Genomic DNA, 13,570 nt, shown 5'->3' on the forward strand with positions numbered 1-13,570 from the left:
GCCATGGATGGCGCCATCGAGCCCCCATGGATGGGTTTACGGCGTGTCCTGCGCAACCCACCCGCCCGGCCAAACACGAGATACGCATTGCGCGTCCAGCCACGAGGGGCTGCGCCGTTGGCTGGAACAACCTGTTACCCATACGGGGCATGCCCCCGTCACAGCTGCATGCGATGCTGACCACCTGATCCCTGCCAGCGAGAACGCCCGCATGACCACCATCATCGCCCCGCGCGTGCACGACATCGGCGGACTCGAAGTCCGTCGCGCCGTCCCGACCCTGCAGGCACGCAGCATCGGTTCGTTCGTGTTCGTCGACCAGATGGGCCCGGCACTGATGCATCCCGGTACGGCCATCGACGTGCGCCCGCACCCGCATATCGGCCTGGCCACCGTCACCTACCTGTGGTCGGGCGCCATCGGCCACCGCGACACGCTGGGCTCGGACCAGGTGATCCGCCCGGGCGACGTGAACTGGATGACTGCCGGCCGCGGCATCGCCCATTCCGAACGCACACCGCAGCCCGACCGTGATCACGACAACCCGATCCACGGCATGCAGACCTGGGTCGCATTGCCGAAGTCGCATGAAGAGATTGAACCGGCGTTCTACCACCACGCCGCTGCCACCCTGCCCGAGCAGCGCCGCAAGGGTGTCTGGCTGCGGGTCATCGCCGGCCGCGCCTACGGCGAAGAATCGCCGGTGAAGGTGTTCGCCGACACGCTCAACGTGGCGATCGACCTCGACCCGGATGCGGAGATCGATATCGACAATGGCCATCGCGAGCGCGCGCTGTACATCCTCGAAGGCGACGCGCAGTTGGATGGCGTGGACGTGCCCGCCCAGCACCTGATCATTCCCGAGGCCGGCGCCGTCGGTCGCCTGCGCGCAAAAACCCCGGTGAAGGCGATGCTGTTCGGCGGTGAGCCGCTGGATGGCCCGCGCCACCTGTGGTGGAACTTCGTGTCCAGCTCGAAGGAACGCATCGAGCAGGCCAAGCACGACTGGGAAGCCGGCCGCTTCGGCACAATCCCCGGCGACGACAAGGAGTTCATCCCGCTGCCGCAGTACTGAACATCGCGTGTTGCACACATCCGAAGGTGTATCCCTGCACCCGGCGTTGACGCCACAGTCACCCGCTGATCACTGAAATGTGACATAAATCACACTTTCACCGTCAAAGGAGTGCAACACATGAGCATGGGTAAACGCTTGTCCGCCGAGTTCCTCGGCACGTTCTGGCTGGTTCTGGGTGGCTGCGGCAGCGCGGTGCTGGCCGCCAAGTTCGGCGGTGACGGCAATCCGCTGGGTATCGGATTCCTCGGCGTGGCGCTGGCCTTCGGCCTGACCGTGGTGACTGGCGCCTATGCGTTCGGCCACATCTCCGGCGCGCATTTCAATCCGGCGGTCAGCGTCGGTCTGTGGGCCGGTGGCCGCTTCCCGACCAAGGACCTGGTGCCCTACATCATCGCCCAGGTCGCTGGCGGCCTGCTGGCGGGCTTCATCCTGCTGCAGATCGCCTCCGGTGCCAGTGGCTTCGCCATTGATGGCAGCCAGGCCGGCGCATTTGCCAGCAACGGCTACGGTGCGCTGTCGCCCGGGGGCTACAGCGTGGCAGCCGCCTTCCTGTGCGAAGTGGTGCTCACTGCGGTGTTCCTGATCGTGATCATGGGGTCCACCCATGGCAAGGCACCGGCCGGCTTCGCGCCGCTGGCGATCGGCCTGTCGCTGACCCTGATCCACCTGATCAGCATCCCGGTGACCAACACCTCGGTGAACCCGGCCCGCTCCACTGCGGTGGCGTTCTTCGCCGGCAGCGGTGCGGTCAGCCAGCTGTGGCTGTTCTGGGTCGCCCCGCTGCTGGGCGGCGCGATCGGCGGCATCATCTACAAGTGGATCGGCAACGACCGCTGAGACCTGTGCGGACCATTGCGGCCGACCATCGGCCGCAATGGTTACGCTTGTAACCGCAATTTGTGCGATCGCTCACGTTCCGTTAAGGTTGAGTTGACCGTCCGTGCACATGCCGGGCGGGGTGGCATCCGGGGATGGGATGCCAACGCCCCCATCCATCGGGCGGCGCCAAACGACACACCACCTTGGGGGATGCATGAAGTTCGCGCCTGTAGTGTTGTCGAGCCTGCTGTTCGCCGTGGCCCAGGCCGCCGCGCAGGCTCCCACCGAATGTCCTTCGCTGCCCGCCAGCAGCGGCCTGCAATGGCAGCAGCAGGCGCAGGCCGATTTCCTGGTCTGCCGCGCCAGCACCGGCGACGGCCGCGAAGTGCTGAGCCTGATGCTCAGTGCACGGGATCCGTCCATTCCACTGAACCGTTCGCTGCGCCAGGAAAAGGGCAGCTTCGGCGGTGAATCACTCTACTGGTACCAGCCCGACCTCGGCGGCCAGCAGCCACCCGGCTATGCCGAGCGGCGGATCAGCGTGGTCAAGCTCGACAAAGGGCGTTACGCGCAGATTTCGCTGTATCCGGACAGCCCGCAGGAACTGGGCTCGCTGCAGCAGCTGGCGCAGGGCATGAGCCTGACGCCGTCGGCCGTGGCCGCCGGGCGCTGACCGTGATGGGGATGACTGCCTGGCAGCATCCCCGCAATGCGGCCCGATCACCGGGTAGTGCCAGCCGCTGGCCGGCACCCCGATCCGCCATGACCTCACGCAGTGGCCGGCCAGCGGCCGGCTCCCCCTCAGAACCTGCCTTCCTGGAAATCGACGAAGGCCTGCATCAGCTCCTGCCGCGTGTTCATCACGAACGGGCCGTGCCGCATCACCGGCTCGCGCAGCGGACGGCCGGCCACCAGGATCAACCGCGCGCCATCACGGCCGGCCGAGATGTGCAGCTGCTCGCCACCGCCCAGCACCGCCAGCTCCTGGCGCGCCACGTCACGCGCGGCGTCCTGCTCGCCTACCGTCAGCGCACCTTCGAATACATAGGCAAACGCGTTGTGCCCTTCCGGCAGTGCGTAGGTCCAGGCGCGATCGGGCGCCAGCGTGATGTCCACGTAGAGCGGATCGGTGGCCGGCTGCACGATCGGCCCGCGGGTACCGTCGACGCTGCCGGCAATCACCTTCACCTCCACGCCGGCGGCCGGCTGCACCCGCGGAATGCGCTCGGGCGCGAACTCCTGGTACTTCGGGTCGGTCATCTTGTCCTTCGCCGGCAGATTCACCCACAGCTGGAAACCGCGCATCTGCCCGCTTTCCTGTTCGGGCATCTCCGAATGCACCAGGCCGCGCCCCGCCGTCATCCACTGCACGCTGCCCGGGGTCAGCAGGCCTTCGTTGCCGTGGTTGTCGCGATGCCGCATGCGCCCGTCGAGCATGTAGGTCACCGTCTCGAAACCACGGTGCGGATGCTCGGGGAAACCTGCGATGTAGTCCTCGGCGCGGTCGGTGCCGAATTCATCGAGCAGCAGGAACGGATCCAGGTCGGGCAGCGTCGGGCCGCCGATGACGCGGGTCAGGCGCACGCCGGCACCATCGGAGGTGGGCATGCCACGGATGGTGCGCAGTACGCGAACCGGTTCGGGAAAGCTCATGGCGACTCCTGTTGGATGGATGCCCCTGAAGATGGACGCCACACGGCCGTACGCCAATGGACGGCTCCGCAACCGATTGTTCCATCGCTGATGTTCGCTGCACGTCAGCATTCCCTTCGTTCGACCAAAGTACTACCGCAGATTCGTCCTGTGCCAATTGACCGTGTCGAGGGCAAGCAGGACTCTTTGTCTGTCTTTCCGGGAGAGAGCACCTCATGAAAGGGTTTTCCAAACTGGGCTGGGCGGTACTCGCCCTGCTCGGCGCGTTCTGTCTGGGCACCGTGGCGCTGCGTCGCGGCGAACACATCAATGCCCTGTGGATCGTCGTCGCGGCGGTGTCGCTGTACCTCGTCGCCTATCGCTTCTACAGCCTGTTCATCGCCAACAAGGTGATGCAGCTCGATCCGACCCGGGCCACCCCGGCGGTGATCAACAACGATGGCCTGGATTACGTGCCGACCAACAAGCACGTGCTGTTCGGCCACCACTTCGCCGCCATCGCCGGCGCCGGCCCGCTGGTCGGCCCGGTGCTGGCCGCGCAGATGGGCTACCTGCCCGGCCTGCTGTGGCTGGTGGTGGGCGTCGTGCTGGCCGGTGCGGTGCAGGACTTCATGGTCCTGTTCCTGTCCAGCCGCCGCAACGGACGTTCGCTGGGTGACCTGGTGCGCGAGGAGATGGGCCAGGTGCCCGGCACCATCGCCCTGTTCGGCGCCTTCCTGATCATGATCATCATCCTGGCCGTGCTGGCGATGGTGGTGGTCAAGGCACTGGCCGAGAGCCCCTGGGGCATGTTCACGGTGATCGCAACGATGCCCATCGCGATCCTGATGGGCGTGTACATGCGCTACATCCGCCCCGGCAAGATCGGCGAGATCTCGATCGTTGGCCTGATCCTGCTGCTGGCCGCGATCTGGTTCGGCGGCAAGGTCGCGGCCGACCCGACCTGGGGCCCGGCGTTCACCTTCACCGGCACCCAGATCACCTGGATGCTGATCGGCTATGGCTTTGTCGCCTCGGTGCTGCCGGTGTGGCTGCTGCTGGCGCCGCGTGACTACCTGTCGACCTTCCTCAAGATCGGTACGATCATCGCGCTGGCCATCGGCATCCTCGTGGTGATGCCGGAACTGAAGATGCCGGCGCTGACCCAGTTCGCCGCCAGCGGTGACGGCCCGGTGTGGAAGGGCGGCATGTTCCCGTTCCTGTTCATCACCATCGCCTGCGGTGCGGTGTCCGGCTTCCATGCCCTGATTTCCTCCGGCACCACGCCGAAACTGCTGGCCAATGAAGCGCACATGCGCTACATCGGCTACGGCGGCATGCTGATGGAATCGTTCGTGGCCGTGATGGCACTGGTGGCGGCTTCGATCATCGATCCGGGCATCTACTTCGCGATGAACAGCCCGGCGGCGGTGATCGGCCCGGATGTGGCGTCGGCCGCGCACTACATCACCAATACCTGGGGCTTCACCATTACCCCGGAACAGCTGACCGCCACGGCAGCAGCAATCGGAGAGCCGACCATCCTGCACCGCGCCGGTGGCGCGCCAACACTGGCAGTGGGCATCGCACAGATCCTGCATCAGGCGATTCCAAGCAGCAGCGACGCAATGATGGCGTTCTGGTACCACTTCGCGATCCTGTTCGAAGCGCTGTTCATCCTGACTGCAGTGGACGCCGGCACCCGTGCCGGGCGCTTCATGCTGCAGGACCTGCTCGGCAACTTCGTGCCAGCGTTGAAGAAGACCGAGTCGTGGACCGCCAACATCATCGGCACCGCCGGCTGCGTGGCGCTGTGGGGCTACCTGCTGTACACCGGCGTGGTCGATCCGTTCGGTGGCATCCAGACGCTGTGGCCGCTGTTCGGCATCTCCAACCAGATGCTGGCCGGTATCGCGCTGATGCTGGGCACGGTGGTGCTGTTCAAGATGAAGCGTGACCGCTACGCGTGGGTCACTGCGGTGCCGGCGGTGTGGCTGCTGATCTGCACCACCTACGCCGGCTTCATCAAGATCTTCGACAGCAATCCGGCGCAGGGCTTCCTGGCACAGGCGCACAAGTTCCAGGCGGCGCTTGCCAGCGACACCATCACCGCGCCGGCCAAGTCGGTGGCGCAGATGAAGCAGATCGTGGTCAACGCCTACGTCAACACCGGGCTGACCGCGCTGTTCCTGCTGGTCGTGGGCGCGGTGCTGGTGTATTCGATCAAGACCATCCTGGCGGCGCGCCGCAACCCGCAGCGCAGCGACCGCGAGACCCCGTACGTGGCGCTGAAGCCGCATGAAATGGTGGATCTGTGATGAGCACGCAACTGGTTCCCGCCGGCCAGTACCAGGCGCACCGCCGCATCTGGCGGCGCCTGGTGCAGACCGCTCGGCTGTGCTGTGGCATTCCTGATTACGACAACTACGTCCGGCACATGCTGGAAAAGCATCCGGACCAGGAACCGATGGACTACAAGACGTTCTTCCGTGAGCGGCAGGAAGCGCGATATGGCGGCCGCAATGGCGGTCGCTGCTGTTGAAGTTGTGTGTGGGTGGCGGGGGGTGCCCCCCCCCCCCCCCGCCCCCCCCCCACTACCTGACCGCCTTCGGCCAGCCAGGCCTGCACGGTGGCCGCATCGAACGGCCAGTCCAGCTCGCGCTGCCCCGCCTCGTCGCGCAGCACCGGTACCCGCGCGCCATAGCGCGTCTCCAGCGCAGGCTGGTCGTCCAGGAACACCGACTCGAACTCCGGTGCCCGCGCCTTGGCCAGTTCGGCCAGGGCCAGGTCGCACAGGTGGCAATCGTCACGCTGGATCAGGGTCAACACCGGTTCGGCTCCCGTGCCGGAAATGCTGCGCCGCAGCCATCGGATGGCCCGGCAAGCCGCTAGAATAGCGGCTTGTCCGGTACCCGCAGTTTGGCATCCATGGCTGTCAGCACGTTCGACGTTTTCAAGATCGGCATTGGTCCGAGTTCCTCGCACACCGTCGGGCCGATGAAGGCCGCCGAGCGATTCATCCATCGCTGGCTGCTCGATCCGGGCCGCCTGCACGAGGTCGCACGCATCCGCGCCGATGTCTATGGCTCACTGGCGCTGACCGGCCGTGGCCATGGCACCGACAAGGCGATCCTGCTCGGCCTGGAAGGCCAGCGGCCGAACCTGATCGACCCGGACATCATTCCGGCCACCCTGGAGCGCATCCGCAGCAGCAAGCGCATCCAGCTGATGGGCCAGCACGAGATCGCCTTCGACGAGAAGCGCGACCTCGGCATGAACAAGCGCCAGAAGCTTCCGTACCACACCAACGGCATGCGCTTCACTGCGTACAACGCCGACGACGAAGTGATCGCCACCCGCGACTACTACTCCGTTGGCGGCGGTTTCGTGGTCAACCAGGACGACGCGGCCGATGACCGCATCGTGCCCGACGAGACGCCGCTGCCCTACCCGTTCAAGAGCGGCGACGAGCTGCTGGCGCAGACCGCGCGCAGCGGCCTGAGCATCGCCCAGCTGATGTTCGAGAACGAGAAGTGCTGGCGCAGCGAGGACGAGATCCGCGCCCAGCTGCGCGAGATCTGGAGCGCGATGCAGTCGTGCGTGACGCGCGGCATCCGTGAGGAAGGCGTGCTGCCGGGTGGCCTGAAGGTGGGCCGTCGCGCACCGGCGCTGTACCGCGAACTGTCGTCGAAGCCGGAAGCAGCAATGCGCGACCCGCTGACCACGCTGGACTGGGTCAATCTGTACGCGCTGGCAGTGAATGAGGAAAACGCCGCCGGTGGCCGTGTGGTCACCGCGCCGACCAACGGTGCCGCCGGCGTGCTGCCTGCAGTGCTGCACTACTTCGACCGCTTCTGCCCCGGCGCCAACGAGCAGCGCGTGTTCGACTTCCTGCTGACCTCGGCGGCGATTGGCATCCTGTACAAGGAGAACGCCTCGATTTCCGGTGCCGAAGTGGGCTGCCAGGGCGAAGTGGGCGTGGCCTGCTCGATGGCGGCCGGCGGCCTGGTCGCGGCGCTGGGCGGTAACCCGAGCCAGATCGAGAACGCCGCGGAAATCGGCATGGAACACAATCTAGGCCTGACCTGCGATCCGATCGGCGGCCTGGTGCAGATTCCGTGCATCGAGCGCAACGCGATGGGCGCGGTGAAGGCAATCAACGCCTCGCGCATGGCCATGCGTGGCGACGGCAAGCACAAGGTGTCGCTGGACAAGGTCATCAAGACCATGCGCGATACCGGCCGCGACATGCAGGACAAGTACAAGGAAACCAGCCGCGGTGGCCTGGCGGTGAACGTCATCGAGTGTTGAGGTGTAGAGCCGGGCCCATGCTCGGCTTCGCATGACCGGATGCATTACGCTGGGGGCTCCGTCGCCCCCGAGAACGCCATGCGCCTGCTCGCTGCCGCCCTGCTCGCCTGCCTGCCGATGTCCGCCCTGGCCGCGCCGACCTATGGTCCGCGGCTGGAAGGTTTCGACTACGGCTATCCGGTGAAGACCTTCGCGCTGGAATCGCAGCAGCAGCCGCTGGAAATGGCCTACCTGGATGTCCTGCCCAAACGACGGGCCATCGGGGTGGTGGTGTTGCTGCACGGCAAGAACTTCTGCGCAGCCACCTGGCAGCAGACCATCGCCCCGCTGCTGGCCGCGGGCTACCGGGTGATCGCACCGGACCAGGTGGGTTTCTGCAAATCCAGCAAGCCCGAGCGCTACCAGTACACATTCGCGCAGCTCGCCGCCAACACCCACGCTCTGCTGCAGCAGCTGCAGCTGGGTGATGCGCCGGTGCACCTGGTCGGCCATTCGATGGGCGGCATGCTCGCGGTGCGCTATGCGCTGATGTACCCGCAGGACCTGCGCAGCCTGTCGCTGGTCAACCCGATCGGGCTGGAAGACTGGAAGGCGCTGGGCGTGCCGTGGCGCAGCGTCGACGAGTGGTATGCAGGCGAGCTGAAAACCAGCTACGACAGCATCCGGCGCTACCAGTTGGACGTCTATTACGATGGCCAGTGGAAACCCGATTACGAGCCGTGGGCAAGGATGCAGTCGGGCATGTACGAAGGGCCGGGCAAGCAGGCCGTTGCCTGGAGCCAGGCGCTGGCCTCGGACATGGTGTTCAACCAGCCGGTGGTCTACGAACTGAAGCACCTGCAGGTGCCGACCACCCTGTTCATCGGCCAGAAGGACCGCACGGCGATCGGCCGCGACCGCGCATCACCTGGGCTGAAGGCCACGCTGGGCAACTACCCGGTGCTGGGCAAGGCCGCGGCGGCGGCGATTCCCGGCGCAACGCTGGTCGAGTTCGCCGGGCTGGGCCATTCGCCGCAGGTGCAGGATCCGAAACAGTTCAACGCCGCGTTGTTGAAGGCGTTGAAGTCGCGCTGAGGGGGGCGCGCCGGGCGATGCCCGGCGATCCCTTACCGCACGATGCGCAGCACGTCATCCAGCAACGCGGCGGCGGTGACTTCCGCGCCCGCGCCCGGTCCCTGGATCAACAACGGCTGGCGCTGATAGCGATCGCTATGGATGGCCACGCGGTTGTCGGTGCCCGCGCCCTGCGCCAATGGATGATCGGCAGGCAGCTCGCGCAGGCCCACCTGCGCACCCTGGCCATCGACGCGACCGACAAAACGCAGCACGCGCCCATTGTCGCGCGCCTGCTGCCAGCGTGCCTGCAGCGGCGCATCCAGCTGTTCCAGCGCGGCCACTGCATCTTCCAGCGGCAACGCGGCGAGCGCTTCAGGCACCAGCGAGTCCACCTGCACCTGCGACGCATCCAGCGCCAACCCGCTGCTGCGGGCCAGGATCAGCAGCTTGCGGCGTACATCCTCGCCGGACAGGTCCAGCCGCGGATCCGGCTCGGTGTAGCCAGCCGCCAGTGCTTCGCGCACTGCGGCCGAGAACGGTGACTGGCCGTCATAGCGATGGAACAACCATGCCAGCGATCCGGACAGGACGCCCTCGATGGCATGGATATGGTCACCGCCGGCCACCAGCGCGCGCAGGCTGCTCAGCAGGGGCAGGCCTGCCCCCACGGTGGCGCTGTCGCCGTAGCGTGCGCCACTGTCGGCGCAGCTTTCGGCAATCGCCTGCGCGCGCGCCAGCTGCGCGCCTCGCCCCAGCTTGTTGGCGGTCACCACGTGCACACCGCGCGCCAGCCACTGCACGTGCCGTGCGGCCACGTCTTCACTGGCGGTTGCGTCAACCACTACGTCACCACGCTCCAGCCCTTCCGCACTCGCCCACGGCGGCGAACTCTGGCCATCGCGCGGTGCTCGCCGTGCAAGTTCCAGCGGCAACGCCAGGTCGCGATCGATCTCCAGCGCAGTGCGCGAATTGGCCAGCCACTGCACGCTGGGCAGTTCCAGCCCGCGTGCCTGCAGCACCTGGTAGCGCAGCACGAACGCCGAACCGACCGTGCCGGTGCCGAGCAGCGCCAGGCGTCCCGCGCCCAGCGCAGGAATGTCAGCGGCCAGTGCGCTCATGCGTCCACCACCTGCTTGCGGCGTGCAGCGGCATCGATCACCGCTTCGGCGCGCTGCAGCGCGGCGCCGAGATCGGCCAGCAGGTCACGCTCGGCCTCGATGCCCACCGACAGGCGCAGCAGCCCTTCGCTGATCCCGGCCGCCGCACGCGCTTCGGCGGTCATCGCCGCATGGGTCATGGTCGCCGGATGCGCGATCAGGCTTTCGACGCCGCCCAGCGATTCGGCCAGGGTGAAACAACGCAGGCCATCAACGAACGCGCGCACCGCCGCGTGCGGATCGTCGCCGGCACAGTGCGCCAGCTCGAACGACAGCATCGCGCCGAAGCCCTCCTGCTGGCGTGCGGCGATGGCATGGCCCGGGTGATCGGCCAGGCCCGGGTAGTACACCGCGCCGACCGCCGGATGCTGGTCCAGCAGGGCAACGATCGAGGCGGTGTTTTCCTGGTGCACGCGCAGGCGTGCATCCAGCGTGCGCAGGCCGCGCAGGGTCAGGAACGCATCGAACGGCGAGCCGGTCAGGCCCAGCGCATTGCCCCACCACACCAGCTGCTCGTGCAGTGCCGGATCGCGCGCAACCACTGCGCCACCGACCACGTCGCTGTGGCCGTTGATGTACTTGGTGGTGGAATGCAGCACCAGGTCCGCGCCAAACGACAGCGGCTGCTGCAGGGCCGGCGACAGGAAGGTGTTGTCGACCACGACCAGGGCGCCGGCCTTGTGCGCGGCATCGATGACGAAGCGCAGGTCGGTGATGCGCAACAGCGGGTTGGACGGGGTTTCCACCAGCACCAGCTTCGGCTGGGTGGCCAGCGCCTGTGCCAACGCGCGCGGATCGGTCAGGTCGGCGGTGACCAGTTCGAAGTGGCCCTTCTTCGCCAGCGCGTTGAACAGCCGCCAGCTGCCGCCGTAGGCATCGTGCGGCACCACCAGCGTGTCGCCCGGCTGCAGCAGCGCGTTCAGCACCAGATTGATCGCGCCCATGCCGGTGGCGGTGACGACCCCACCGGCGCCGCCCTCCAGATCCGCAAGCGCTTCACCCAGCAGGTCACGGGTCGGGTTGCCACTGCGCGTGTAGTCGTACTGGCGCTTGTTGCCGAAGCCTTCAAAGCTGAAATTCGACGACAGCACGATCGGCGGAGTGACCGCACCATGCGCGGTATCACGATCGATGCCGGCACGGACAGCGGCAGTGGTACGGCTACAGGACGGCTCGTTGGCGTGCAGGCTCATGCGGACTCTCCAGAGGTACGGAAGGCGGTGGCGAGGATCGCGTCGATGCGATCGGTTTCTTTGAGGAAGGCGTCGTGGCCATAGGGCGAGCGCAGCACGCGCAGGCTGCCGCGCGGGCCCAGTCCTTCGACCAGGCCGACCAGGTCAGCCAGCGGCACCAGGCGATCGCCCTCCACAGCCACCACCACGGTCGGCGGCAGGATCGCGGCAGGGTCCACGCGGTGCAGGTCGATCGACTCGGACAGGCGCAGGTAGGCGGTCACCGGCGTGCGCGCGACGTACTGCGCCCCGGCGGCGTCGAGATAGTCTTCGGCTGCCACGCGCACGCGGCCATTGATCACTTCCGGCGCCGCATCGAAGCGCTCGCCGAATTCTTCCGGGGTGCGGTAGCTGAGCATGGCGAACTGGCGGGCCAGTGCCAGCCCGTGATCTTCGCCGCACTGCAGCTGGCCGAGCGCGACGGCGCGGCGCTGCAGTGCGCGCCAGGCCGCGGCATACGGGTGCGGGCGATGTGCGCCGCTGGCCAGCACCAGCTGGCGCACGCGGGCACGATGGCGGATCGCGAACTGCTGGCCCACCAGCGCGCCATACGAATAGCCGACGAACGCTTTCAGCGCGCGGATGCCCAGATGATCCAGCAGCAGCGCCAGCGCATCGGCCTGGTCGGCGGTATCGATCGGAACGTCCAGCGCACCGTCGGCCCCGATGAAGTCGAAGGCCAGCACGCGCAGCTGCTGTGGGTCCAGCGCGCGGCCACTACCGACCAGGTCTTCGGCCCAGCCCTTCTCGCTGAACTGCGGGTTGGACGCCACATGGCGGTGGGCGGAAATGCCACCGGCCAGCACCACCACCGGCGCATTCGCCGGGCCGACCCACTCATAGCGCAGGCGCACCGGGCTGGGGCCGGCGTGGCGCATCGACAGCACCGCGGCGAACTCACCGCGCTCGGCATGCACGCGGTCATCGACCGGCACGCTGACGGGGACAAAGGGTTCGGGGCGAAGCGCGGTACTGGCGGCGAAGCTCATGGCGGGATCCGGTTGGGGAATCGGCCATCGAGCCTTCGCGGGGCCCGCGTTCGAGATGCACGTGGGGTGCATGGTTCGAACCATCTTTCGGTGGACGCCACGGTCCCCGCAGGATTTGGCACCTACGCAGTCGCTTGCGCGCCTGCGGGCTGCCCCGGCTTCAAAGGGCCTGTCCCTCTGCCGGTCTCGATGGTGAAGCAACGATGCCAGCCCTTTCCGACACTGTCAATCCCTTCATTCGGATAAAGCGATGGATATTTGCAGGCGAACTCTGAGGAGGCCGTCCCGGTCGTCCCGTTCAGGATCGGGTACAGTCCCGGCGGCCCCTCTCCCCCGGAACCACGGATGCCACGCGTGCCCCTGACCTGCCTGCTGCTGTGCCTGCTGGCGAGCGCGACGGCCCATGCAGGCGACTGGCGCCAGGGCTGGGGGCTGGTGCCCAAGGCCGCCCCTGCCACCGCTGGGGAATCTGCCCGGGATGCCACGCCGATGGCTCGACTGCGCCTGCAGCCGGTCGGCGAACAATGGCAGGCGCGGATCGACAACGGGCTGGCGGGGCCGTTGCAGATCGAACTGCGCGCGGCGCCGGGACACCCGGTCGAAGGCCTCCCGGTCGAATCACTGCTGCAGGGTGACAGCAGCCTGGTGGTCGGCCATCTGCCCGCGCCGGTCGATGGCCGGGCGCTCGACCTGCGCCTGCGGTCGGTGCCAGGCAATCCGTCCGCACAGGCAGAAGACGTCGCCTATCGCCTGCCCTTCGAGACCGCCCGCCTGCGCGTGGACCAAGCGCCGCAGGGCCGGTTCAGCCACGATGACGAGGAGAACCGCGAGGCGGTCGACTTCGCACTACCGGAGGGCACCGTCGTGCTGGCCGCGCGCGAGGGTACGGTGATGCAGATCCAGGATGGCTTCCGTGGCAACGGGCAGGACCGCGAACGCGATGCTGCCCGCGCCAATTTCATCCGCGTGCTGCACAGCGACGGCAGCATGGCCCTGTATGGCCACCTGCAGGCCGGTGGCATGCGCGTGCGTCGTGGCCAGGCGGTGCAGGCCGGGCAGCCGATCGGCCTGTCCGGCAACACTGGTTACAGCAGTGCCCCGCACCTGCACTTCGTGGTGCAGGTCAACCGCGGAATGGGCCTGCGCTCGGTGCCGGTGCGCATCTTCACCGCGCAGGGCCAGCTGCAGTTCGCCCGCCAGGCCGCGGCCGAAGGCGGCATCGGGCGCTGACCGGCGCCGGCCGGTATAATCGGGCGCTTATCTCTTTGAAAAGCGCCCCGGGCGGGCGCCACTGCC

The 13,570-nt window shown here is 67.3% G+C and carries 12 protein-coding genes, 1 pseudogene and 1 riboswitch; of the genes and pseudogenes, 8 read left to right on the forward strand and 5 right to left on the reverse strand.

Annotated elements, in window-relative coordinates; genetic code table 11:
* Positions 1-211 precede the first annotated feature (211 nt).
* The 3 genes from O0J73_RS05560 to O0J73_RS05570 all read left to right on the forward strand — a co-directional run bounded on the left by O0J73_RS05560 (position 212) and on the right by O0J73_RS05570 (position 2,570).
* The gene (locus O0J73_RS05560) at positions 212-1,075 is read left to right on the forward strand and encodes a pirin family protein (RefSeq protein ID WP_049457548.1); all 864 of its coding nucleotides are present in this window, start codon (positions 212-214) and stop codon (positions 1,073-1,075) included.
* A 120-nt stretch (positions 1,076-1,195) separates the two neighbouring features.
* Positions 1,196-1,915, forward strand: a complete 720-nt coding sequence (gene aqpZ, locus O0J73_RS05565) for an aquaporin Z (protein ID WP_006462519.1) — start codon at positions 1,196-1,198, stop codon at positions 1,913-1,915.
* A 196-nt stretch (positions 1,916-2,111) separates the two neighbouring features.
* Positions 2,112-2,570, forward strand: coding sequence for a hypothetical protein (locus O0J73_RS05570; protein ID WP_008266318.1), 459 nt, complete (start codon positions 2,112-2,114; stop codon positions 2,568-2,570).
* Between the two features lie 128 nt (positions 2,571-2,698).
* On the opposite strand, the gene O0J73_RS05575 is transcribed toward O0J73_RS05570, so the two are convergent.
* A complete protein-coding gene (locus tag O0J73_RS05575) occupies positions 2,699-3,550 on the reverse strand; it encodes a pirin family protein (RefSeq protein WP_308308191.1) in 852 nt (283 codons plus the stop codon).
* Positions 3,551-3,765: 215 nt separating this feature from the next.
* On the opposite strand from O0J73_RS05575, the gene O0J73_RS05580 reads away from it, so the two are divergent.
* Both O0J73_RS05580 and O0J73_RS05585 read left to right on the forward strand, forming a co-directional pair.
* Positions 3,766-5,847 carry a carbon starvation CstA family protein gene (locus O0J73_RS05580; protein ID WP_006462520.1) on the forward strand — a complete coding sequence of 694 codons (2,082 nt, stop codon included), beginning with the start codon at positions 3,766-3,768 and terminating at the stop codon, positions 5,845-5,847.
* Positions 5,847-6,071 carry a CstA-like transporter-associated (seleno)protein gene (locus O0J73_RS05585; RefSeq protein ID WP_005410613.1) on the forward strand — a complete coding sequence of 75 codons (225 nt, stop codon included), beginning with the start codon at positions 5,847-5,849 and terminating at the stop codon, positions 6,069-6,071. Before O0J73_RS05580 ends, O0J73_RS05585 begins: the two co-directional genes overlap by 1 nt.
* 68 nt (positions 6,072-6,139) lie before the next feature.
* Here the strand turns inward: O0J73_RS05585 and O0J73_RS05590 are convergent.
* A pseudogene (locus tag O0J73_RS05590) lies at positions 6,140-6,358 on the reverse strand (glutaredoxin family protein); the annotation flags it as partial.
* Between the two features lie 99 nt (positions 6,359-6,457).
* On the opposite strand from O0J73_RS05590, the gene O0J73_RS05595 reads away from it, so the two are divergent.
* Positions 6,458-7,840 (forward strand): L-serine ammonia-lyase, encoded by a 1,383-nt coding sequence (locus O0J73_RS05595; protein WP_006464040.1) that lies wholly within the window; start codon positions 6,458-6,460, stop codon positions 7,838-7,840.
* A gap of 78 nt (positions 7,841-7,918) precedes the next feature.
* The gene (locus O0J73_RS05600) at positions 7,919-8,914 is read left to right on the forward strand and encodes an alpha/beta fold hydrolase (protein WP_197564539.1); all 996 of its coding nucleotides are present in this window, start codon (positions 7,919-7,921) and stop codon (positions 8,912-8,914) included.
* A 32-nt stretch (positions 8,915-8,946) separates the two neighbouring features.
* Here the strand turns inward: O0J73_RS05600 and O0J73_RS05605 are convergent, their stop codons facing one another.
* From O0J73_RS05605 to O0J73_RS05615, 3 genes are read right to left on the reverse strand one after another with little or no spacing between them, the layout of a single operon-like run.
* Positions 8,947-10,014 (reverse strand): homoserine dehydrogenase, encoded by a 1,068-nt coding sequence (locus O0J73_RS05605; protein ID WP_308308192.1) that lies wholly within the window; start codon positions 10,012-10,014, stop codon positions 8,947-8,949.
* On the reverse strand, positions 10,011-11,246 hold the full coding sequence (locus O0J73_RS05610; RefSeq protein ID WP_308308193.1) for an O-succinylhomoserine (thiol)-lyase: 1,236 nt from the start codon (positions 11,244-11,246) through the stop codon (positions 10,011-10,013). The genes O0J73_RS05605 and O0J73_RS05610 overlap by 4 nt, the downstream gene beginning before the upstream one ends.
* Complete coding sequence (locus O0J73_RS05615; RefSeq protein ID WP_197564538.1) at positions 11,243-12,274, reverse strand: homoserine O-succinyltransferase; 1,032 nt, start codon at positions 12,272-12,274, stop codon at positions 11,243-11,245. The genes O0J73_RS05610 and O0J73_RS05615 overlap by 4 nt, the downstream gene beginning before the upstream one ends.
* A 77-nt stretch (positions 12,275-12,351) precedes the next feature.
* Positions 12,352-12,470: riboswitch (SAM riboswitch) on the reverse strand.
* Between the two features lie 149 nt (positions 12,471-12,619).
* Between O0J73_RS05615 and O0J73_RS05620 the strand changes: the two genes are divergently transcribed.
* Entirely contained in the window at positions 12,620-13,504 is an 885-nt protein-coding gene (locus O0J73_RS05620) for a M23 family metallopeptidase (protein ID WP_308308194.1), read from the forward strand.
* Positions 13,505-13,570 lie beyond the last annotated feature (66 nt).

It is taken from the genome of Stenotrophomonas sp. Sm6012 (assembly GCF_030985895.1).
Lineage (GTDB): Bacteria > Pseudomonadota > Gammaproteobacteria > Xanthomonadales > Xanthomonadaceae > Stenotrophomonas > Stenotrophomonas forensis.